Here is a 23,944-nt window from a genome sequence, read left to right on the forward strand (position 1 = left end):
AATAGTACCAGCTTAGTTACATTACTTAAGCATCTTATTCATGCCTAAAGAGATAAAAAGAATCCGCCTACGAATCTAAAAAACAGGAGAATTAAAAGTATGATCCAACCAATTTATAAAGGAGTGTCTGGATTTCCGGGTACATGGACAATGAGACCTGTAGGTGTTGTTCTACTTATTATGGTTTTGCTTATTTTAAATGGTTGTCATTCTGGGGTAATAGCACCTAGAGGACAAATTGCAGCAACTGAATTAACACTAATGTTATTTTCAATCAAACTCATGCTCATCGTAGTGATTCCTGTTATTGGCATGGCATGCTGGTTTGGATGGCGGTATCGTGAGGGAAGTAATAGAAAATATACACCCGAATGGAATCACAGCACCATTTTAGAAATAGTTTGGTGGACAATTCCTTGTATCATCATCTTAATTTTAGGTACAGTAACTTGGAAAACCACGCATAGTTTAGATCCCTATAAGCCAATTGATTCACAAACAAAACCTGTCACAGTTCAGGTTGTCTCACTTGATTGGAAGTGGTTGTTTATTTACCCTGACTATCAAATAGCCACCCTAAATTATCTTCAAATTCCTATTGATACTCCTATCAATTTTAAAATCACAGCTGCATCCCCTATGAACTCATTCATAATTCCCCAGCTCGGAGGTCAAATTTATGCAATGACCGGAATGACTACACAGTTACATCTTATCGCAGATACCCCAGGAAATTATCGAGGACTTGCCACAAACTACACCGGTATTGGTTTTGCAGAAATGGGCTTTAACACTGAAGTTACATCCCATAAAGAATTTACTAAGTGGGTTAATTCAATGAAACAGTCACATGACCAACTGACCTCTTCGGTATTTTGGGAGCAACTGGTACCAAAGTCCATTAATGATCCCGCAAGGTATTTCAGTAGTGTTGATGCCGGATTATTTGACAGCATTATTATGCATTACATGATGCCTCACCAGGATCATAAAAATGCATAGAAACAAATTGTTCATAAGTTTATGTCCCTAAGTTAATACAAAAAGGAAATCGTTATGTTACAAACATTATTAGGAAAACTAAGTAATCTTCAAGAGGTTTTCCCTTATCTTTATGAACCTATAAGCCAGCAAATTATTATATTTTCAATGCTGACATTCATCATTATTGTCGGTGCTGCTGTGTTAGGAGGGATCACTTACTTCAAAAAATGGAGTTATCTTTGGCATGAATGGGTAGTTACCGTAGACCATAAACGTATTGGTAAAATGTATCTTTTTGTTGCTCTTGTAATGCTTGTTAGAGGATTTATTGATGCCGTTATGCTGAGAGCTCAGCAGGCAATGGCCTCTGGAGATTCGTATGGCTATCTCATTCCCGAGCATTTTGATCAAATATTTACTGCTCATGGGACGATAATGATTTTTTTCGTGGCAATGCCACTTATGTTTTCGTTATTTAATTTCGTAATACCATTACAAATTGGTGCTCGTGATGTTGCATTTCCTTTTCTAAACTCACTTAGTTTTTGGCTTTTTGCTGTTAGTGCATTATTAGTTAATGTGTCCTTATTGATCGGTGATTTCGCCCATGCCGGTTGGTTAGCATATCCTCCTTTTTCGGAACTTGCATATAGCCCAACAGTTGGAACGGATTATTACATATGGGCTATCCAAATTTCAGGCATTGGTAGCCTTATGTCGGGAATAAATTTTTTCGTGACAATCCTCAAGATGCGTTGTCCAGGTATGTCCTTAATGAAAATGCCAATTTTTACATGGACCGCTTTTTGTTCTTCAATTCTGGTCATGCTTATTTTCCCTGTACTGACTGTTGCATTGGCATTACTTGGTTTGGACAGATACCTTGATATGCATTTCTTTACCACCGGTGCTGGTGGCGATCAAATGCTCTATGTAAATTTAGTATGGATTTGGGGGCATCCAGAAGTCTATGTATTAGTTTTACCTGCTTTTGGTGTTTATTCAGAAATTGTTGCAACGTTTTCTCGAAAAGCATTATTTGGTTATAAAACGATGGTTTGGGCTACCGCAGTGATTACTTTTTTGGCTTTCATTGTTTGGGCTCATCACTTTTTTACCATGGGTGCAGGTGCAAACGTAAATGCAGTTTTTGGAATCCTCACAATGATTATCTCCGTACCAACTGGAGTAAAAGTCTTTAATTGGCTGTTCACAATGTATCGAGGACGAATTCGGTTTACTACCCCAATGTACTGGTTAATGGGATTCTTTATAACCTTTACGATAGGAGGAATGACTGGCGTAATGCTTGCTGTTCCAGGTATTGATTTTCAAGTTCACAATAGCACGTTTTTAGTTGGACACTTTCATAACACAATCATTGGTGGCGTTGTGTTTGGTTATTTTGCTGGCTTGGCTTACTGGTTCCCCAAAATGTTTGGCTTCACCCTAAATGAATCACTTGGTAAATGCGCTTTTTGGTGTTGGCTCGTTGGTTTTTTTGTTGCATTTACTCCCCTCTACATCCTGGGTGCTATGGGGATGACTCGCCGTCTGTATCATTACGATGCGTCTACAGGTTTTCAACCTTATTTAATTGTAGCGGCCATTGGTGCAGGAATTATTGCTTTAGGCGTTATTTTTCAGGTACTACAAATTATAGTGAGCATTAAAAACAAAGAGAAATATCGCGATATTTCTGGAGATCCATGGGATGGTCGTACATTGGAATGGGATACAACCTCCCCTCCTGCTGCTTATAACTTTGCACATGTCCCAGTCGTTAATCATATTGATGATTTTTGGGAACAAAAACAGAAGGAAATAAATGGATTAGGTAATTCAAAGAAAGAAGTTTTAACGTTCCAAGATATTCATATGCCTAAGAACACATCCGTAGGATTTATTATTGGTATCTTTGCATTCATTTTTAGTTTTGCAATGGTATGGCATATTTGGTGGCTTGTACTATTAGGCCTTGGCAGTATTGTCATAGCTCTGATGATGAGATCCTTTAATTACGACACTGATTATCATATCACTGCAAATGAAGTGGAAGCGAATGAAATTAAATATCAACAATCTCTTGTAGGAAGGTAATGATGAGTAATACGTTAATAAAAAATATTCAAGCCTCGACCGCAATTCCGGCCACGCCTCGTGACATGTTAACAGGAGCCAATAGCGACCGGCATCCTCAGCTACGCAGACACGCTGCGGAGCGAGACATCCACATCGATAATAATCATTTTGATGGCTCTAAAAATGTATTCGGTTTTTGGATATACATTATGACGGATTGCTTATTATTCGCCTCTTTATTTGCAGTATATGCCGTTCTTCATACTCATACTTTTGGTGGACTACATGCCAAAGAACTGTTCAAGCTACCCTTTGTATTGACTGAAACCTTACTACTATTAACAAGTAGCTTTACTTATGGTCTTGCAATGTTAGCACGTAATAGTCCATCTCCAGGTAATGTAGCCCGCTGGATGTGGGTGACTTTTGTGTTGGGGGTTTGTTTTATCACAATGGAATGTTACGAGTTTCACAGCTTGTATTTGGAAGGTCACACTTGGGATAAAAGTGCATTTTTATCATCTTTTTTTGCTTTGGTTGCTACACACGGACTACATGTCACTGTAGGACTTATCTGGATGTTAGCCATTATAGTTCAAATAAATATGCATGGTATTACACCCATAACTAAGACAAAGTTAACCTGTCTCGGTTTATTTTGGCATTTTCTGGATGTTGTTTGGATTTTTGTTTTTTCGGTCGTCTATTTGATGGGAGCTATTTAAAATGTCAAAACATGAACTTGTTTTAGATGCTGATACCGGAGCCTCATATGGCACATATCAATCCTATACTATTGGTTTTGTAGCCTCGCTTCTTTTGACCCTTTTCTCGTTTTATTTGGTTGCCTCCTCTGCCCTACCTCCAAAAATCCTGTACATAGTAGTGGGGGTTCTTGCGATGATACAGCTTTTTGTGCAACTGGTGTGTTTTCTCCATTTAAGTACGAATTCAAAAACAAGCTGGAATCTATTAAGTTTTCTCTTTACTTTGGTCGTAGTATTAGTATTGGTCATAGGAACTCTGTGGATTATGTATAATTTATACGAAAAAATGGATATGAATATGATGGCTATGTAATCTCTGGACCAAACTCTAAAATGGGACCTATCCTTTCAATTGATTTATTTTTATAAGGATTAAACTATTAATATGAAATCTCCAGAATTACTATCTCCGGCAGGCTCATTAAAACGTATGCGACGAGCATTTGCCTATGGGGCAGATGCTGTGTACGCGGGGCAACCTCGTTATAGTCTTCGTGCTAGAAATAACGAGTTTACCCATGAAAAATTGGTGTTGGGCATTAATGAAGCTCACGACCAGAGTAAACTATTTTTTGTTGCAAGTAATATCATTGCCCCCAATAATAAAATAAATACATACCTTGATGATCTTGCTCCAGTCATTGAAGCCGGTCCAGACGCTTTAATTATGACAGACCCCGGTCTCATTATGATGGTTAGAGAGAAATGGCCCGATCAACCGATTCATTTGTCAGTGCAATCTAACGTGATGAATTCCGCAGCAGTAAAGTTTTGGCAATCTATTGGCCTTGAGCGCATTATTTTATCTCGAGAATTGTCGTTAAAAGAAATCCAAGCAATTCGCGAAAATTGTCCGGATATTGAATTAGAAGTATTTGTGCATGGCGCATTATGTATGGCTCACTCTGGACGTTGTCTCTTATCCGGCTATTTTAATCACCGGGACCCGAATCAAGGAGCATGCACTAATTCATGTCGATGGAAATATAATATTAAAGAAGGCACAGAAGATGAATGGGGTAATGCACATGTAGAAGCGAATACTTTTCTATTTGAACAATCTCCTCAACGTGAAGGGGAAATGAATCTCATCGAAGAGGATGAACATGGGACTTATCTCTTTAACTCAAAAGATTTAAGAGCAATTCAACATGTTGAAACGCTTGCACAAATGGGCATTGATTGCTTAAAAATAGAAGGACGTACTAAATCAGATTTTTATGTAGCTCGGGTGACCCAATTGTATCGAAAGGCCATTGATGATGCTGGTGCTGGCAAACCCTTTGATTGGAGTCTCATGGATAGCCTGGAAGGACTATCACTCAGAGGCTACACGGAAGGATTTTATCGTCGTCATGTTCCTGAAGAATATCAAAGTTATAAAGATCGCAATGAAACAGGTATCAAACAGCAAGTTGTAGGCGAATTACTTGATTATGACCGCAGTAAACAACTACTTGAAGTCTTAGTAAAAAATCAATTCGCTATTGATGATACCCTTGAAATCATGCTTCCAAGTGGTAATCACATTTTTACCCTCGAAGCCATTGAAAGTACCCAGGGAGATTCAATCAAACGCGCCCCAGGCAGTGGTCATGTTGTGCGGATTGCTGCTGATATTCAAGAAGTGAATCTGTTGGAACATGGCTATTTAATTCGCCATTGGAGTGATACTTAACCTGAGCAATATATGTCAACAATTGAACAATTGAGAGAACAAATTCAAAACATAGATCATGATATCATTAAGCATATTGCTCTTCGTCAGGATTTATGTAAAAAAATTGGCACGTTAAAAAGCCAATTAGGGAAACAAATTATTGATACCGATCAGGAAAAAAAGAATTTTGAGTTTTATGAATCTCTATCTAAAGAATATTCGATAGATCCTAAATTTGTTGCGCGTTTATTTAGATTAATTATTATAAATTCTAGAACGATACAACAATAATGAGTCCAAAAAGTCGATTATCCTAAACTTGGCAAAACACCCTTTACGACGCCATGAACTATTAGAAGTGCCTCGATTCATGGTACTCAAGGTGTTCTTAAAATTGTAGCGATAGATCTCCTAGGTTATAAATCAAACTTTATCGCTACTAATTTTTTTAGCACACCCTTCTTATAAAATCAGCCATTTCTTAACGCCTAACTATTCACTAATTTTCCGAACGCTTGGCAAGTACTCGCTTATCCATTACCTTCCGCCAAAATGGGGGGAATAGAGCCAGAATTATCATTCCCAAATAACCTGAAGGAAGTTGGGGGCTTGAATCGATGTGCCTTAATAACTGATAAGGACGTGCTCCATGAACATGATGATCAGAATGTCTTTGCAGGTGAAAAAGAAGCATATTGCTAAGCCAATGACTCGCATTCCATGAGTGTTGAATTGAAACTTTCTCATAAGTTCCATTGGTGAGTTTTTTGCGCTCCAGACCATAGTGCTCGATGTAGTTAATGATTTCCAGCAAAATAAAGGCGGTCAAAGACTGAATAATAAAGAAGAGAAGGGCCATCCATCCGCCATAATAAAACAAAGCCATTGCAATGATAATCGGCATGCCGATAATCCACCAAAATTGATTGTTTACATGGTACCAATGATACCCTAAACGATTTAAACGCTTACGCTCTATATTCATAGCAGAACGAAAAGATCCGATAATTGTTCTTGGTAAAAATTGATACAAACTTTCTCCTAACCGAGATGTGGCAGGATCTTTGGGGGTGGCCACATGAACATGATGACCACGAACATGTTCAATAAAAAAATGACCATAACAGACACTAACTAATAAAATTTTACTTAAGAGTTGGTCTATCAGGGTGTTTTTATGCATGAGCTCATGAGCAAGCGTAATTCCAATTCCTCCGGTTAAAAGCCCTATTGATAGACTAAACCCAATAAATTCTGTTGTTGTTAAGGGAGTATGTGCAATTAGATAAGCTGAGAAAATTATAAAGCAACATTGCAACGGTACATATATCCAAGTAAGAAGCTTGAAATATTTATCTTTGAGTAATATGTGTTCCTGAGTACTGTCTGGATTGCTTGGATCAACCAACCAAACATCCATCCATGGAACCATCGTGAATAATATAATAAAAGGGAGGAAGGTGTAAAAATTACCAAAATAAAAACCAATAAAAGGCAGTAACACCAACAAATAAGCCAACATAAAACAAAGTTTTTTACTTAATTTCATTTTTCAACTCCCATCTATAAATATAGATGAATCATTAATAATATGCACTACCTCTGAAGGAAGAGTGATCACCCCATCCAAATTGTTTACAAATATCAGTACTATCAAATCAAAAAGAAATAAGCAAGAGAATTTATTTGACTTAGTTCCGGGGTGATTTTCGAATTAATGAATAATATGTTATACCTCCATATGATCATTAATTTAATTTATTGAGTATAATTGCACCAAATCTGGGTAAAATAAATAACTAATTAATGATGTACATTGGTCCATTAGTTTTTTCACTTAAGTAAGGTCATGCAATGAAAATATCCAAAATGAACAGATTAAGTATTTTAATGTTCGGAATGGCAGGTTTATTGGTTATCAGTGAATGCGCTTTCTCACAGAATCCATGTCAGGGTGGCGGCATGTCAGTTCGCTTTGACTTATCAAAGACCAACAATACACGTATTGAAAATAAAAATACTTATATCGTAGTGCTGGGCATTGATCCAACCACAAAGAAACATGCTTATGTTCAATTTAATAATGGAAATCAAGTCGGTACACTTGTTGATATTACCGATGTAAATATGAATGGAAAAAACTATGGTATTCCATTATCAGAATTAATTCCTAGTTCAGGGGGAACAGCACAAGCATGCATCCCACATCTTACTTCCGGTAGAATTTATGTTTCCTTCGGAAATGCCTTGGATATGCCTACAGATAAGAATACCCTCACTCCGAAGCAACCTGACGTAAATAACCCACAAACGACTACAAATGGAACGCTATTTGATAAGGTCGAGTTTAATTACAGCACCAGTGGGGAAACAGTTATTAACCCCACTGGAGTTGATTTTATTGCTATCCCTTATACGATTCAACAAGCAGGCCATGAGTATGGACATGCGGGTGGCTTAGACGGTGTCATTAAAAATATGAAAACCATTGTTTGCCGTGCCGCAGGTGAATCAACAAACGCTCCTGAATGTGCTCTACGATGGAAGCGCTCAGAATGGTCAAGTCTGGTAGTTTATAATTCAGCAAATGTATTAATGCGAGTTGATGCCCCTGGAAGATTTGGAAATCGATTTAATGGATATTTTACCAACTACATTAATGAGCTTAGCAAGTACTATTCTTCCGCTATCAATCGTTCCATTAAAATTGATTTAAAAGAATTAAATAAAGGTATCTGGTCAGGAGCTTTTGAACCGAACACTCAAACATTAGTCTTTTCACCGACAGGTGGCTCAAGCTCTGAATCATTGTCTTATAATCTAGGTTCACCGCAAGCCAGTAATTCAATCTTAATGGGAGCACAAGCACCTTTTTATAATAGAAATGCGGTAGATTCAACCCTTGCGCGCGATCTGACATCTGCTATTGTTTCGGGCATGTTAATGCGAAAAGAATCTGCCTTCATTGGTAAAGATTTCTTTGATTCATTAGGTAACCCAATTTTCAAAAATAAACAACAAATGCAACAACTACTCAAATACTATTTTAACAATGGTGATAATTCAGTAGATTACATAGTCAATCAATGTGGTGCCACTAAAGATGCGCCATGTGTGAATGTTTATTCTGAGGCCATGCATGCATTGAGTTTCGATAAAAATATAGATCATCCACAAACTAGTTATTTAAATTCCTACGCTTTTTCCTATGATGATTTTCTAGGTATGGATGGCACCAACACGCAGACTGATGCAAAACCAGCGGTTATCGTGATCGGAGATATGAGCAATCGAAAAATTCCACATATAGATCCCTAATTAGAAAATTAGTTCAGATTATGAGCTTATATCCATATCGAGTTGAAGAAAATAATCTATACTTAACGTTTAGATTCAGTCAATAAAGAATGGATATCATGAAACAAACAGGGATGGTACTGCAAGGAGGCGGTGCATTAGGAGCTTATGAATTCGGCGCCTTAAAACGTCTATATGAAGAGCCTCTATTTTCACTAGATATTGTTTCAGGGGTTTCTATAGGTGCGATTAATGCAATAGCATTAGTTGGATCCAAAGAGGAACCCATTGCAACTCTTGAAGCAATGTGGGAGGAATTTACTCTTTTCTCTTCTCCTTTTCTGAATGAGAAATTCGCTTCTTATTTGGCCTTATTTGGAAATCCTTCCTTTTTCTACCCGCGGACTGACTATTGGAATTTGGCAGATTGGACGAGTTTTTATTTCACCAAACCTTTGCAACAACTATTAGAAAAGTATATCGATTTTAAAAAAGTAAATAACACGTCGATGCGTCTAATTCTTACAGCAACAGATATTGCAACAGGGAAAGTCAAAACATTTTCAAATCAAGGTAGGGATCGAACAGAAATTACTCCACTGCATGTGTTAGCAAGCGGCAGCTTACCTCCCAGTTTCCCTATGACCACGATAAAAAATACCTGTTATTGGGATGGAGGCTTATTTGAAAACACCCCACTCTCCCCTGTTTTAGAGAGTCTAAATCCTGATCCTGACGTAGAAAAACAAATTATTGTAATTAATCTGTTCCCAAGCCAAGGCAAAATACCTACCAATATGGTTGATGTTTTTGATAGGATTTTTGAAATTCAATTTTCTAATAAAATCCGCTTTAATAAAGAATTAACTGAAAAAATTAATGAATACATCGAGGTCATCAATGAAATTGAACAAATTGTACCGGCTGATAGTCCTATCAAGCAATTGCCAGGGTATCAACGTCTAATACACTATAAATACATCCAAAATATCCTTTATATTGAAAATAAAGATCCCGAGAATGTAAACGCCGCTTTTGATTTTTCTTCCGATACCCTCAGAAGAAGAATAGATGCAGGGTATAGAGATGCAGGAGAAGCTTTAAACGCATTGGACTCATAAAATTGATCATTTTTTACTATATTGTTTAATGGAATCAATTACATAGCTCTGTAAAATAGGACATTTAATACCCACTTACTTTTTTTATTATATAATATGTTCATATATGCTCTTAAGTTTTTGGTTATTTATGACTTATTCAAAACGATTTTTTGCCCGTCCGTCCCAGGTAAAAATTAAAGATATCTATGAATCACTTAGTAAAGAATTTAAGAAGGATATGTCTCATATTGAAACAGCGTATACTGAAATACTTGGGAATAACAAAATCAATGGGGCTTTATTGAAAGAAAAGGAAGATATACACGATAAAATTAATACCCTTCTGTCTAACTTTACGAGCTTTTTCATAAAAGATAGTCAAAGTTTACTTAAAGATATTTATCAACTAAAGATAGATATATTGCAATTAAAAACAAAATTTATGATACAACATATTTTATCCAATAATTTTGAATTTGATTTTGATGATTATTCGCTAGTAGTGAATCTCCATAATGCCCTCGGAGAATTCAATGATAATCTTCGCTCAATGAAATGGTCTGGAGTTGATAGTGATAAATCATTCAATTGCAAATACTTTGATCAGATGCATTCCTTAGTGCGAGAGCAATATGACAAATTAGCAGGAACATTTTCAATTGGTGATCCTTGGGAGAATTGGAGTTATGACGAAGAAGAGGACTCCGATTCAGAAGATTTTAAACTTGATTTAAAATAACATCCATAGACCCTCCATTTGCGAGATGCGCTAATTATTCTGATAAGAAATCGGATACTTCATGAACTACCCAGATTCTTTTAGCTGGAACTTTAATCCCTGTATCTTGAGTAAAAATCTGTTCTGTATGTTGAAGGGCACTTTCTTCAAATTTAATGTCTTCATTTAGTCCATCTTCAGCCCATAAGCGCTCATAGATTAATTTCGCTTCATTCAATGAAATTTGATAAAACTTCGTCAGTTCTAAGATAGTTTTTTCTGCATTTTTTTTCATTTCATTAATTTTTTGATAATACGAATAGATAAATTTTTTAAGCGTTATCCGCTTATTGGAATCTAGATAGTTAGTTTTATTAATATTGGCAACAACCCCCTGATATCCACCACTAAAATGCATCATGCATTCAATTCTTGGTAGGCTTGGATCATATGAAAATGGAGGATTAAGTAAGGTAATATCGAGTAGATGATGTTTTAATTGTTCATAACGGAGATTTGTAGCTCCGGCTAAAACCCAATCGAATTTCTCATAATCTTCAGGATAGTGCTGCATTAGGTATAATCTTAAAAGTCGCGCATATCCTGTAGGCGTATCTATCCCGGTTATAATGGTATTTTTTTTTAAATCGATACGACCACATAAATCTAAAATCCCTCCATGAACAGGCATTATTGCCGCAACATGGGGATAATTCTCTTGAAGAACCATAGACAAAGTATCGTCATAGGACATAAAAACAACATCTGCCTTTTTATCCTTCAAATCAGAATGCGCTTCGTTTGCATCCTTCACGTACTTTATGTTGATAAGATCATTTTTTCCAGTTTCTAAAATAAAGGATACGATGTCTTTAAACGCTGATATCTTAAGAGGACTGCTATTTATCATTGGCTTTCTCCTTACGCAGACTACTTTTAAGTGCTACAATAGCTTTGCATTCTTGACGATACGTGCACTTGATTCAAATATTTGATCCTTTAATTTATTGAGATCCGAATACACCAATTTTCCCTGACGTTTTACAATCTTCCCATCAATAATTACTGAATCTACATTATGTCTATTCGCATAAAAAACAATGGATTCATAAAGACGATGTACTGGCCAAAGATTTATATCTTTAAGATTAATAAGTATCAGATCCGCCTTCATCCCTGGAGCTAATGTACCTATTAATTTATCTAAATGAAGCGCTTTGGCCCCATTAATTGTAATCCAATCTAAAGCTTTATCGCATGTTAGACTAATGTTGTTGACTAACATTCCTGAATCAATTTCCTTTTGATTATCAAGTGCACGTTGTGTTTGCAGAGCAAAACGCAATTGCGTAAATAAATCACCGTCCATGTTTGATGGAATATCGGTACCTAAAACAGGCGCGCCACCAGCGTGTAATAGTTTTCCAGTTGCTGGAAAACCATGCCCCATTTGCATTTCTACCTCGGGTGTCGTGCTCAATGATGCACCATGATCTGCAATTAATTGATATTCTTCTTGCGTTAAATTATTTCCATGCACGAAATTAATATGCTCATTAAGCATTCCGGTTTCATATATTTTTTTTACTCCGAATTTTGCAGAACTCACACCTACGTGCATCGTAGCTAATACATTTAACTCTCGAGCCAATTTAATATCATGAAGCAATACCTCATCTTGGGTAAAATCAGGACCTCGCAAAGCTAAGGCCATTTGTATTCTACTATTGCTTTGGAACGCATGGTTTTTAAAAAACGCTACTGCCTCATGCGGGTGTTTTTCAGAACTATCAAACCACCACTTTGATGAATCAACCCCAGGAGTACCATAGGCAAAAACAGCACGAATACCTGAATCATCCAATCCTCTTATTGCGTGTTGGGCATGCTCAAGACTATTAATGTTATTACACCAATCAAGTACGCAGGTTACGCCTGCATCAATCTGCTCTAAGGCCCCATACATATTGGCAAGATACATATCTTCTGGAGAAAATTCACGACCAAGAGCATCAAGCATTTTTTCAAAATAATTAGCTAAGCTCCAATTTCCCGCAACCCCATGTAATCCCGCTTGCCATACATGAATATGTGTATTGATTAGACCAGGCATAGCCACCATATCTTGAGCATCTATAATTTCGGCATCTGCGTTATCAAGATGTGGAGCAATATCCTCTATTGTGTCATTCACGATTAAAAGATCCATTTTTTGTGAAAGGGATTTTTTAGTATTGAGTAACACCGTATTGCGAATCAAAATAGGCCTTTTTTTCATCTTCCTACCCTATTGCTTGGTGGTCATGAAAATAAACACATCCAATGTTAAGTGCATTGTTTTAGTATAGCTTATTTAAAGTGGCTAATCGTTTTAGCATGTAGTTACTAAATGCATCTATCCCCGATAAGGTATTGATTTGAAGGATTAAGAAAAAACAAGAAATAGAACAATAATCAACTCCGCAGATTATAGTGTTACAAGTCGATTAATTTCAAAAAACCTTTCATCTTATCACTAATAATTCTCTTGATAAACAAGAAATTATCAAAAAATTATACTTTTTTAAAAATTGTCTACTATAGTTATTTTTAAATAATAAAAATAAATTAGGGGATATCATGTTACTTCGATGGAGCGCTGTAACCCTTTTGTTTTGCATACTGAATTCTCCATGCTTCGCTGAAGAAAAAGAAATTGCAATTACAATTGATGATTTACCCTTTGTTGGTTCTGGTGCTGGTACACCAGCAAGCTTGAAAAGAACACAAGCCCGATTTATGGCTATAGTCAAAGCTCTTGTTGACAATCAAGTCCCTGCTACTGGATTTGCCATTGGGGGAGCTATCCCAAAACCTGAATGGGAACTTCTGGAAATATTCCGAAATCAAGGTTTTGCTTTAGGTAATCATACTTATACCCATAAAAGCTTGAATAATATGAGCGCGGATAAATACATTGCTGATATCGATCACGCTGATACTGTTTTAGCGCCTGTATTGACAGAACCTAAATACTTTCGCTACCCCTACCTTGCTGAAGGGACTGGGCAAAAAAAACAAAAAGTGTATGACTACTTAGCTGCACATCAATATACTATCGCTCCTGTAACGATCGACAGTAAAGATTATGAGTTTAATGCTCGTTTCTATAAAATCCCTTATAGAAAAAGAGCTCAAAGTCTCCCATCATTTAAAAAACGCTACTTGGCTTACATTTGGAAACAAACGTTACTGGCAGAGCGAAGAGTAAAAAAAGTTGATGGCAAACCCTCCAAACAAATCTTATTGATCCACGCCAATCTTCTTAACAGTTTCTGTTTAGAAGATATTATTGAATTATATAGAAAAAATGGATATAAATTCATTAGCTTAGCTGATGCTTTAAGAGACGATGCGATGCCGTCAGTGAATGACAATACGCAAGCATTAAATAGCGTTATACCACCAGTGAAAGAGACGGTGGGGAAATCTACAACAAATTAAAATATCGAGTTCAGAATACCTTATCGTAATCCCCTCATCCAACGGACACCTTCTCCCCTCTGGGGAGAAGGAAATGAAAATACACTCCCTCTTCCGTCTTAATGAGCATTCTCGCCACTGGAGAAGGGCAAAACTTAAGTTTATCAAGAAAAGTACTCCCATCTCCCTTCCTCGAGAGAGGGGTTAGGGTGAGGGAAACTACCCAGAAATCAACTTATTTTTCTCTAAACGAGATATCGCTTGCTTGGGTAAAAGAATCCAGTAATGACCATGATTTTTCATATGTCCGGCGATTAAAGTCGCTTTTTCGCCACCACCCCAAAAAACATCCCCACGTACTTTGCCGCGTATCGCTCCGCCTGTATCTTGAGCAATCATCAAGCGTTGCATGGGTTTATTTTCATCCGGGTTGTTACTATCAGGGCGTGTAGTAGTTAACCAAAGAGGAGCACCCATAGGTACCCATTGTTTATCAATAGCAAGCGAATAACCAGGGGTTAATGCCACTCCTTGTGAACCTAAAGCGACTCCATAAGACATTTTATGGAAAAAAACAAAAGATTTATTTTGATTAATTACTTTATCCATCTGCTTGGGATGAGCTTCCAAATAACGCTTTATTGCCTGCATGGATGCATTATCTTTAGTCATCACTCCTTTTTTGATTAATACACCGGCAATTGCAGTATAAGGTTTTCCATTTTGGGAGTCATAACCTATTGAAAGATTGCTGCCATCCTCAAGTTCAATTACTCCCGAACCTTGAATTTCTAAAAACAAACGATCTATAGGGCTATTAATCCATACCAAAACACGTGCCTTACCTTTAAGTGCTCCATTATTAATTTCTTCACGAGTATAATAAGGGACCAGTTTTTTACCCTCTAACCGACCTACAATACGGCGACTTTTTAAATCGTTAAAAAATAGACCTAAATCAGAGGTCACGAGATCATCAGGTGTTTCATAGAGAGGAACATGAAATTCTTTGGATTTTTTATAACTCCCCTTAATTATAGGGACATAATAACCGGTAAATAAGCCAGGTTTTTCGCCAATATCAGTGAATTCTACTGGAGTAAACCATTTTTCAAAAAATTGCTTTGTTTCCTGTTCTGATGCAGGAGAAATCTTTAAAGCAGCATTACAAGCTGGCTGCCAATCTTTTACTTGTAAATCAATATCATCGGTGCCGACAACTTCTTCGGGGTTTTGTTTAATAAAAGCACGACATGAAGTCTGAAAAGTCAGTAAAGATTTTTTCAAATCCGCTGATTTCCAACCAGGTAATCGTTCAAATTCAGCCTGTCTGAACATCTTTGAGGGCTGTTTTGCCGGCCAAAACCACCATACCAAAGTACTTACGGCAATCAAGGCTAAAAAAAGTGTAATAAAGCGTATTTTCGTATTCATAGGCGGACAATTTTTACACGTTATGGAATATTATGCAACGAAATATAACAAAATTTAAACAATAAGTGCTTATTGAAATCTATTAACGCACAAACAATTCTTTTAATAAGAAATTGATATTAAATAATTTTTGTGGAACTCTCAAATAAAAAAATTGCATCAATAACCAATATAAAAAAATTAATGAATTCGTAAAATCAAATGCTTTAAAACACTTAAATAAGTTTAATAAAGCCACAATAAGTCACCAAGATAGCAAGTCTTGACCGAGTTATATAGAAGGTAAATACCGCCAACTGCTCACTCCTAGAGAAACAGAACGTTCCTTTGCAAGACAAGGGATGACTCCTCCAGTATTGATAAACCGTATTTGTAAAAGAGAAGCAGGAGCCCCATCTTCAATCGATACCACAGTAACTCGCTGATGATGAGTTGCAGACGTTCGTCCTTTCTGCCGAACTACTAAACAAGGAAACTCCCCCAAATCTTCAATGAAATACTTGTACTGGCTTGAACCACTCACCAAAGAACACCCTTTTTGATGAAGCAGATGATGTATTGCCTGATTTGCAGAGTCTGAGTGTACTAAACAATCTTGATTGAATGTTTGGTGTTGATGCAACAATTGCGAGGTTACATCCTCTAATTGATAAAAATTCTGATGGAACAGCTCTTGTTTATTGATTGCCTTATAATAGAGCAAAACGTGCTGCATTGAGGTCAATGCGAGTAGACTTATCACACCAATAATAAGTAACGTTACTAATAAAATAAATCCTTTATTTGTTCCATTCATCCACGCACCAAAACCCTAAGCTCATGCGTTTTGTTCTCATCTAAACCCATACTAATTTCGAGAAACTGCTTCTCTTTTACGTTTCTTTTTCGAGTATGCATGAAATGAATTAAAGGTGTTATTTCTTCTGTATGTACCAACTTATAATGTAAGGTATCCTCATGATGGACATTGTTCTTAATGAACCATTTCTCTTCAAGATACTCACCAACATAAGAGGAGCTATTATAAGAAAAAAATAGGGGTTTATTGAGACTAATTAGAAGCTGCTCACCTTGTGGTTCGATATCGAATAGTTCGTGTATCTCAGCATGGTCACAATCTGCAATCAGGATGGGGCGCTTATTATGAAATATCGCAGAACTCTGTACCCATATTCTCGTTCGACTTTCAATTTTCACTATTTGTGCAAAATGTTCATTCATGCGGTTGACTTGAATAAATTGCTCCGAATGGTTCCCAATACGTAGGGCTCGAATGGTATTTTGATGGTTTCGACGATCAATGATTTGCAAGCGGTCCATGCCTAAACATGGAGTAAAACCTGCGCGTCTAATGCTATCACTCAACAAATCACTTACCCATTGCAAATCAAAACGTATTGCTAAAACTTTTTCAGTCTCAAGATATTGATGCTTACTCTCTAAATAAAGTTGGATCAATTCAGTCATAATCACGGTTGCCAGAAAAAGACTAATTAATACTTCGGTCAAACTAAGCCCCATTTGTTTTTTCATCTAATTACGTCCTATGGGGTTTCGTTTACGGGTTATAGTGCCTAATTGCTCAAACCATGCAAGATGAATCAGTACTTGGTGTTTTTGTTGTTGGATTTCCAAATGATACGCAGAAGGAATCGGGGGCAGTTTCGACACTCTGGCCGTCAACGTCTCCTCAATTTGATCGAGAAATTGAGATCCTTGTGTTCGAAAAACTAATTGATTTAATAATTGTTTGCTCTGTCGTTGTTGTTGTAATAAAACGAGAGTCAACGTGGTTACCAGTACTAAAGACACCAATACTTCAGTAAGGGAAAATCCCTTTTGCCAATTCATATTCCATTTTTCCTGTGGTTGGTTTGCAGGCACAGGTTAGCGCCCTGTAACTAAAAATTCAAGAGCAATGATACCTCATCAAATCAACAGAAAGTATCAATACAAATCTAAATGATCCATATGCGATCTATTAGATTGTTATTAATCTTTAATGTGTTTAAAATGGCGCCGGACACAAACAAAGAAGCAATACCCGCAAAATAATTAGGCATTAAAAGGGGAAAAATGATGTATGCTTATTTAGCTAAAGGTGCAACTGTTGGACATGTATTAACCCGTCGAGTTTTAAGAGGAATTACCAGTATTCCTGGGGTACTTCTTGACTTGATGCTTGCCATTCTCTGGGTTCCTGAATACACCTCGTACTGGGATACCAATAGCGCATATATAGACTATGCAGATGGCACCCGCCTACATGGGGTGATGCAAGGTGCTTTTGGTTGGATAGGTGAATTATTAGGTTTTGTGATTGGCGCCCCTGTAGGAGCCATTATTGGTGCCACCTTATTTTTTCCCGACTTACTACATCAAGGATTACTTTCTCTAAAACATAAAATCTATGATTCAGTTGATGCGTTTGCTGTTTTTATTGGCCAAACAACTTTTTTCGAAAATGTTTATGAAGCACCTAGCAGTTACTCTCAAAAAGCCTGGAATCTGGGAGTAGCTGTAAGCACGATATTCACTGCCATCCCTTATCTCGCCGCAAAAGCTCTTGAATTTTTCTTACCTTTTTTACCCTTATCTATGCCTATTGCTTACATCGGTTCTGAACTTGGTGGTCTGGCAGGCTGGGCTATTGGAGCACTCCTCTACATACCTATTCATTTTCTAGATAAGTGTACGGACTTGATTGAATTATGCAGAAATGCAGTACTTAATGGCGTCGCGCTTATTTATGGAAAATCGGGGGAAGTTCCTGCTGGCGCCAATGGATATCGCTCAGAATGTTGCGTACCCGATAATGCAGTACATTCGGACAAATTTCGTGATCAAGTTGAGCATTATAAAAATACCACATGGGCAAAGCTTATTTTTGGTCCATTAAAAGGACAAGCATCCTCTGTTAAGGAGGGAAAAAACTCTGTATCACCTAATGAACTCCTAGATCCGATCACATTTGAACCGCTAGGAGTAAATGGAACCCCTACAGTTATTGATCCCCATGGACATACATTTAATGATGGTAAGGGAAACGGAGATATTCGATTTTGGATAAGAAAAAACCATTCATGTCCTATTGATCGTCAATATCTAAACGAGGCCGATTTGATCCCCAATCGTGCTTTTGATGATTTGGTTGCCCAAATGAATTTTAATAAATAATCTCATACCGGATGTACATCATCCGGTAATAAATTAAATGATTTTTAACCCATGAGCTCGTGACAGAATGTTAAAGCTTGGATAATATGGGTAAAATTTTTAGTTAGGGAAAATTATGATGGTTAAAGTTCAACAATTACCTCATCCAGGCATACAATCTTTAGTCCCCTATAAACCAGGTAAATCTATAGAAGAATTAGCACGGGAAAAAGGGATTAACGCCCACGATATTATTAAAATGGCCAGTAACGAAAATCCTTTAGGCTGCAGTCCATTAGCTTTGGCTGCCTTAAAAGAAATGTCCCCCCACACCCTGGCAACTTATCCTTCTCCAATGAATCATCCCTTAATTCCTAAACTGGCCAATAAACTCAAAATCAATACCGACCAGCTTTTTGTAAGTAATGGTTCAGATTATATATACACGATTCTACTTAACTGTTTTGCACTACATCATGACAAACACATTATTACCCACGAATATGCATTTAGCACTTATGCGATTCAAGCCCATACCTTAAATATCCCGGTTCAAACCATTGGGATTGATTCAGATTGGCAAGTCAACGTAGATAAATTAATCCAAGCATGCAATTCAAAAACAGCAATTATATTTTTAGCGAATCCGAATAATCCAACAGGCATCCTGATTAATCCAAAGGAAATAAAACGCCTATTAGAAAATATTCCTGAAACCACCATATTGGTCGTTGATGAAGCATATTATGAATATGCTGCTGCTCAATTGAATTGCAACAGTATTGACTGGCTCGCTCATCATCCCAATTTAGTCATCACACGTACCTTTTCAAAAATTTATGGGTTAGCGGGCGTACGATTAGGTTATGCAGTGGCTCATCCCTCTATAATTGAGCTAATGCGCCGTATACAGCTCCCATTTACGGTCAATCAAGTTGCTCTAACTACCGCCCATGCAGCACTGGATGATGATGAGTTTCTTCAATTAAGTTTGCGAACTAATGCAGAAGGAATGCTGCAAATGAAAGAAGGGTTAAATCAATTGGATATAACCTACCTACCCTCTGCATGTAATTTTCTTACCATAGACTGTAAGGAAGATGGCATGCGGCTCTATAACTATTTACTTGATAGAGGTATTATCGTGCGACCTCTGCATCCATATAAGATGAACAATTACCTAAGAGTTACCGTAGGAACCCAGGAACAGAACAATCGTTTTCTTGATACATTAAGTACCTTTTATGGTAATTGACAATTCTCTAGATTGAGACAAAATGATGTGATTTGGAGTACCGAAACGCAGCATACATAAAGTATGTGATTATCGGAGCGCATAAAATCGCTTCATTTTGGCCAAGATAGTAGAATCGACAAAGACCCTGCAAGTGAGGAAATAAAATGACCAGTGACTTAAGCAGCAAACATTGCGAATCTTGTGAAGGCATAGGGGCTGCATTAAATGCCGAACAAATTAAAAATTTAATGCCACAGTTAAATAAGAATTGGGAAGTTAGTGCAGATAACCGAATCATTAAACGAAGTTTATCTTTTAATAATTTTTATGAAACAATGGCCTTTGTCAATGCTCTCGCGTGGATAGCAAACATCGAAAATCATCATCCTGATTTAGAGGTCGGATATAACTATTGTCGCGTAAGCTTTATGACTCATGCGCTTAATGGATTAAGTCATAATGATTTTATTTGTGCAGCCAAAATGGATAAGTTATTAGGATAAAAAATATAACATGTAGTCTGGGTGAAGGCGCAAGCCGTAACCCGGGTTTCTCTATCACATATTCCCCAGGCTCCGCTTCGCCTCACCCAGTTTAATACTTCATCACCACCTGTTCATCGCCCAAAAGATTGGTTAAAAGCTCAAGTAACTCATCACTAGGAATCACTTGCCATTGTGGTGCCAGACTCAACTGCGCTTTTGCATAGTCATTTCTGTAGGAAAACTGCACTGAGCAACGACCAATATGAGCTTTTAACAAAGCCTGAACGGAAGCTAAAACTCCTTGGCTCCCAGCATGCAAACGCAACTCCAAACATCGAGCAAATTTAGTACGCGCTGTAGGAACATCATAGAGTGAATTTGCAGTCATTTTCACGCCACCATTATAATCATCATGCGCTACTTCACCTTCAATCACTAACATATCTCCGGTTGCCAAGTTCGCAACGGAAGACTCAAAAAGCTCTCCAAACACAACAACATCAAGTCGCGCCGTAGAATCATCCATCCCTAGAATGACCAACTTTTTTCCGCGCTTAGTCACAATCTTGCGAATCCCTACTATTTGCGCACAGATCACGGCTTTTTTGTGCATCGATGGATTTAATTGACTGATTGAAACGATAAAATCACCAAACTCACGTCGATATTGATCCGCTGGATGTCCGGTTAGATAAAAACCTAATACCTCCCTCTCCCCTTCCAGGCGTTGAGCCTCAGACCATGGTTTACACTGTACGTACTCATGCTCATTACTCTCATCTTCCAATAATGAAAGCAAATCGAATTGACCACTGGATTGATTTTGATGCTCTTTTTCCGCCACTTTTAACGCTTTTTCCAAAGAGGCGGTCAATATAGCGCGTTCCACATTCCACTCATCAAAAGCACCACTTTTAATGGTTGCTTCCAATACACGTCGATTTACTTTGCGCAGATCAAGACGCTGGCAAAAACTAAATAAGTCAGTATATGTCCCTCCAGCCTTCCGCTCCTCGGTAATGCAATCAATGGCTGACTCACCCACTCCTTTTATGGCACCAAGACCATAAATAATGGTGGCATCATCGGCGGTTGTAAAATGATACATTGACTGATTGATTGAAGGCGGCAAAACCTTCAATTTCATATGAGCGCACTCATCAATAAAGGTGACTACTTTATCCGTATTATCCATATCCGAAGACATTACCGCAGCCATGAATGCCGCCGGATAATGCGCCTTAAGCCAAGCGGTTTGATAAGCGACCAAAGCATAAGCTGCTGAATGTGATTTGTTAAAACCATAACCAGCAAATTTTTCCATTAAATCAAAGATATGGGTTGCGACCTTTTCATCAACACCTCTGGCAGTTGCTCCTTGAGTAAAAATTTCTCGTTGTTTTGCCATTTCTTCTGGCTTTTTCTTTCCCATGGCGCGACGTAATAAATCCGCTGCCCCTAAAGTATAGTTTGCTAATACCTGCGCAATTTGCATTACCTGTTCTTGGTATAAGATAACGCCATATGTTGGTTTTAAAATAGGTTCCAAATCAGGGTGAGGATAGTCAACAGCAGCACGACCATGCTTACGGTCAATAAAATCATCCACCATTCCGGATTGTAAAGGTCCTGGTCTGAATAAAGCCACCAACGCGATAATGTCTTCAAAACAATCCGGCTGTAAGCGATTAATTAATTCCTTCATACCACGGGATTCCAGCTGGAACACTGCTGTTGTTTTACATGCCTTTAATAAATCAAAAGTCGCGGCATCATCTGTGGGTATTTGACTGATATCAACTGATGGTAATCCTTCCGCAACCTGTTTCTTATTTACTGTGGCTAATGCCCAATCAATAATCGTCAGGGTACGTAATCCTAAAAAGTCAAATTTGACCAAACCTGCTGCTTCAACGTCATCTTTATCGAATTGGCTAACAATTTGGTTGGAGCCTTCTTCACAATAAATAGCTGTGAAATCTGTAAGCTGGGATGGTGCAATAACTACCCCTCCAGCATGCTTTCCCGCATTCCGTGTAATTCCTTCGAGTTTTAAAGCCAAATCAATTAACTCTTTGACCTCCTCTTCCTCGGTATAACGACGCTTGAGCTCTTCCTCCTGCTCCATCGCTTTGCTTAATGTAATACCGATTTCAAAAGGAATTAATTTTGCTAATTTATCTACAAAGCCATAAGGATGACCCAACACGCGTCCCACATCACGCACTACTGCCTTTGCAGCCATAGTACCGAAGGTAATAATTTGTGAAACGCTTTGTCTGCCGTATTTTTCCGCCACATAATCAATGACTCGATCACGCCCTTCCATACAAAAATCGATATCAAAGTCAGGCATTGAAACCCGTTCTGGGTTCAAAAAACGCTCGAAAAGTAATTCATATTCTAAAGGATCTAAATCGGTAATTTTTAATGCATAGGCAACTAATGAGCCGGCTCCCGAACCCCGTCCAGGTCCTACAGGCACGCCATTTTTTTTGGCCCATTGAATAAAATCAGCTACGATAAGGAAGTAGCCAGCAAAACCCATGTTATTAATAACATCCAATTCTATTTGAAGACGTTTATCGTATTCTTCTCGAGAGGTCTGCAGTGCTTCAGGTTTGTTTTTAAATATTTGTTGTAAACGCTCTTCCAACCCCACTTGTGATAAATGAGATAAATACTCCTCAACAGTAGAGCCATCCGGTATCGGGAAATTGGGTAGATAATTATTACCTAAGTCCAGTTTTACGGTACAGCGTTTCGTGATTTCAACAGTATTTTCTATTGCAGAAGGTAAATCCGAAAATAAAGCAACCATTTCATCGGCTGAGCGTAAGTATTGTTGCGCACTATATTTTTGCGCTCTTCTAGGATCTGCTAATGAATAACCCTCATGAATGCAAACACGAGCTTCATGAGCTTCAAAGTCTTCTTGATCAAGAAAACGTACATCATTGGTAGCAACGAGCGGTAATCTCAACTCGTCAGCTAATGCAATTAATTTTTCATTATAACGGGACTCATCAGGCCGCCCTGTACGTTGAATTTCCAAATAAAAACGATCAGGAAAAAGTGCTTGCCAATATAATGCTCTGCTTTTGGCCAATGCATCATCATTGGCTAATAAAGCCTGTCCAATATCACCAAATCGTCCACCTGATAAAGCAATAAGCCCTGAGGAATATTCTTTAATCCATTGATTGTGTACTCGAGGTTGTCCTTGATATTGCCCTTCTTGGTAGGCTTTAGAAACAAGGCATGTTAAATTTTTGTAACCTTCCGAATTAAGGCATAAAAGAACTATAGAAGAAACACGCTCAGGTTGCTCAGGGTCATGGCAAGGTAAATCACTTCCAATAATCGGTTTGATTCCCGCATCAACAGCAGTTTTATAGTGCTTCACTGCCGCAAACAAATTACAATGATCAGTTACCGCAACAGCACACATTCCTCGAGATGGTAGCGCTTTCATTAAAGGCTTAACCCGAACCAAACCATCAACTAAAGAAAACTCAGTGTGAACACGTAAATGTACAAAACGTTGTTGCATAAGGAA

The 23,944-nt window shown here is 37.7% G+C and carries 21 protein-coding genes; 13 read left to right on the plus strand and 8 right to left on the minus strand.

All coding sequences use genetic code 11. The annotated features are described in order from the left end of the window. Positions 1-99: 99 nt before the first annotated feature. From cyoA to ACWTEW_RS26755, 6 genes are all read left to right on the plus strand, one after another. Entirely contained in the window at positions 100-1,002 is a 903-nt protein-coding gene (gene cyoA / locus ACWTEW_RS26730; RefSeq protein ID WP_454781121.1) for a ubiquinol oxidase subunit II, read from the plus strand. A 54-nt stretch (positions 1,003-1,056) separates the two neighbouring features. Continuing rightward, the gene (gene cyoB / locus ACWTEW_RS26735) at positions 1,057-3,084 is read left to right on the plus strand and encodes a cytochrome o ubiquinol oxidase subunit I (RefSeq protein ID WP_454781122.1); all 2,028 of its coding nucleotides are present in this window, start codon (positions 1,057-1,059) and stop codon (positions 3,082-3,084) included. Further along, a complete protein-coding gene (cyoC, locus tag ACWTEW_RS26740) occupies positions 3,084-3,791 on the plus strand; it encodes a cytochrome o ubiquinol oxidase subunit III (RefSeq protein ID WP_454781123.1) in 708 nt (235 codons plus the stop codon). The genes cyoB and cyoC overlap by 1 nt, the downstream gene beginning before the upstream one ends. Before the next feature lies 1 nt (position 3,792). Then, on the plus strand, positions 3,793-4,146 hold the full coding sequence (gene cyoD / locus ACWTEW_RS26745) for a cytochrome o ubiquinol oxidase subunit IV (protein WP_454781124.1): 354 nt from the start codon (positions 3,793-3,795) through the stop codon (positions 4,144-4,146). Positions 4,147-4,218: 72 nt separating this feature from the next. After that, positions 4,219-5,511 (plus strand): prephenate-dependent tRNA uridine(34) hydroxylase TrhP, encoded by a 1,293-nt coding sequence (trhP, locus tag ACWTEW_RS26750; protein WP_454781125.1) that lies wholly within the window; start codon positions 4,219-4,221, stop codon positions 5,509-5,511. Positions 5,512-5,523: 12 nt separating this feature from the next. Beyond that, positions 5,524-5,784: a chorismate mutase gene (locus tag ACWTEW_RS26755; RefSeq protein ID WP_454781126.1), complete on the plus strand. Its 261-nt coding sequence runs from the start codon at positions 5,524-5,526 to the stop codon at positions 5,782-5,784. Between the two features lie 208 nt (positions 5,785-5,992). Here ACWTEW_RS26755 and ACWTEW_RS26760 read toward each other — a convergent pair whose 3' ends face one another. Further along, positions 5,993-7,042, minus strand: a complete 1,050-nt coding sequence (locus ACWTEW_RS26760; protein WP_454781127.1) for an alkane 1-monooxygenase — start codon at positions 7,040-7,042, stop codon at positions 5,993-5,995. A gap of 305 nt (positions 7,043-7,347) precedes the next feature. Here ACWTEW_RS26760 and ACWTEW_RS26765 point away from each other — a divergent pair, with 305 nt between their 5' ends. The 3 genes from ACWTEW_RS26765 (at position 7,348) to ACWTEW_RS26775 (ending at position 10,632) form a co-directional block, all read left to right on the plus strand. Continuing rightward, positions 7,348-8,811: a beta-1,3-glucanase family protein gene (locus ACWTEW_RS26765; protein ID WP_454781128.1), complete on the plus strand. Its 1,464-nt coding sequence runs from the start codon at positions 7,348-7,350 to the stop codon at positions 8,809-8,811. A 98-nt stretch (positions 8,812-8,909) separates the two neighbouring features. Then, complete coding sequence (locus ACWTEW_RS26770; RefSeq protein ID WP_454781129.1) at positions 8,910-9,911, plus strand: patatin-like phospholipase family protein; 1,002 nt, start codon at positions 8,910-8,912, stop codon at positions 9,909-9,911. A gap of 130 nt (positions 9,912-10,041) precedes the next feature. Continuing rightward, the gene (locus ACWTEW_RS26775) at positions 10,042-10,632 is read left to right on the plus strand and encodes a hypothetical protein (RefSeq protein ID WP_454781130.1); all 591 of its coding nucleotides are present in this window, start codon (positions 10,042-10,044) and stop codon (positions 10,630-10,632) included. A gap of 34 nt (positions 10,633-10,666) precedes the next feature. On the opposite strand, the gene ACWTEW_RS26780 is transcribed toward ACWTEW_RS26775, so the two are convergent. Both ACWTEW_RS26780 and ACWTEW_RS26785 read right to left on the minus strand, forming a co-directional pair. Beyond that, a complete protein-coding gene (locus tag ACWTEW_RS26780) occupies positions 10,667-11,521 on the minus strand; it encodes a hypothetical protein (protein WP_454781131.1) in 855 nt (284 codons plus the stop codon). Between the two features lie 33 nt (positions 11,522-11,554). Beyond that, positions 11,555-12,889 (minus strand): amidohydrolase family protein, encoded by a 1,335-nt coding sequence (locus ACWTEW_RS26785; protein WP_454781132.1) that lies wholly within the window; start codon positions 12,887-12,889, stop codon positions 11,555-11,557. 341 nt (positions 12,890-13,230) lie between these two features. Between ACWTEW_RS26785 and ACWTEW_RS26790 the strand changes: the two genes are divergently transcribed. Beyond that, complete coding sequence (locus ACWTEW_RS26790; RefSeq protein WP_454781133.1) at positions 13,231-14,094, plus strand: polysaccharide deacetylase family protein; 864 nt, start codon at positions 13,231-13,233, stop codon at positions 14,092-14,094. A 198-nt stretch (positions 14,095-14,292) separates the two neighbouring features. Here the strand turns inward: ACWTEW_RS26790 and mltA are convergent, their stop codons facing one another. The 4 genes from mltA to ACWTEW_RS26810 form a co-directional block, all read right to left on the minus strand. Further along, positions 14,293-15,507: a murein transglycosylase A gene (mltA, locus tag ACWTEW_RS26795; RefSeq protein WP_454781134.1), complete on the minus strand. Its 1,215-nt coding sequence runs from the start codon at positions 15,505-15,507 to the stop codon at positions 14,293-14,295. 271 nt (positions 15,508-15,778) lie between these two features. Further along, positions 15,779-16,303 carry a type II secretion system protein gene (locus ACWTEW_RS26800; protein WP_454781135.1) on the minus strand — a complete coding sequence of 175 codons (525 nt, stop codon included), beginning with the start codon at positions 16,301-16,303 and terminating at the stop codon, positions 15,779-15,781. Then, a complete protein-coding gene (locus ACWTEW_RS26805) occupies positions 16,300-17,040 on the minus strand; it encodes a PilW family protein (protein ID WP_454781136.1) in 741 nt (246 codons plus the stop codon). The genes ACWTEW_RS26800 and ACWTEW_RS26805 overlap by 4 nt, the downstream gene beginning before the upstream one ends. Next, positions 17,041-17,358 (minus strand): prepilin-type N-terminal cleavage/methylation domain-containing protein, encoded by a 318-nt coding sequence (locus ACWTEW_RS26810; protein ID WP_454781137.1) that lies wholly within the window; start codon positions 17,356-17,358, stop codon positions 17,041-17,043. Between the two features lie 225 nt (positions 17,359-17,583). Between ACWTEW_RS26810 and ACWTEW_RS26815 the strand changes: the two genes are divergently transcribed. The 3 genes from ACWTEW_RS26815 to ACWTEW_RS26825 all read left to right on the plus strand — a co-directional run bounded on the left by ACWTEW_RS26815 (position 17,584) and on the right by ACWTEW_RS26825 (position 20,403). Beyond that, the gene (locus tag ACWTEW_RS26815; RefSeq protein ID WP_454781138.1) at positions 17,584-18,684 is read left to right on the plus strand and encodes an RING finger protein; all 1,101 of its coding nucleotides are present in this window, start codon (positions 17,584-17,586) and stop codon (positions 18,682-18,684) included. Between the two features lie 115 nt (positions 18,685-18,799). Then, complete coding sequence (hisC, locus tag ACWTEW_RS26820; RefSeq protein ID WP_454781139.1) at positions 18,800-19,918, plus strand: histidinol-phosphate transaminase; 1,119 nt, start codon at positions 18,800-18,802, stop codon at positions 19,916-19,918. A gap of 146 nt (positions 19,919-20,064) precedes the next feature. Continuing rightward, on the plus strand, positions 20,065-20,403 hold the full coding sequence (locus ACWTEW_RS26825) for a 4a-hydroxytetrahydrobiopterin dehydratase (RefSeq protein ID WP_454781140.1): 339 nt from the start codon (positions 20,065-20,067) through the stop codon (positions 20,401-20,403). A gap of 91 nt (positions 20,404-20,494) precedes the next feature. On the opposite strand, the gene dnaE is transcribed toward ACWTEW_RS26825, so the two are convergent. Further along, positions 20,495-23,938: a DNA polymerase III subunit alpha gene (dnaE, locus tag ACWTEW_RS26830; RefSeq protein WP_454781141.1), complete on the minus strand. Its 3,444-nt coding sequence runs from the start codon at positions 23,936-23,938 to the stop codon at positions 20,495-20,497. Positions 23,939-23,944 lie beyond the last annotated feature (6 nt).

This window comes from Legionella stuttgartensis (assembly GCF_977063405.2).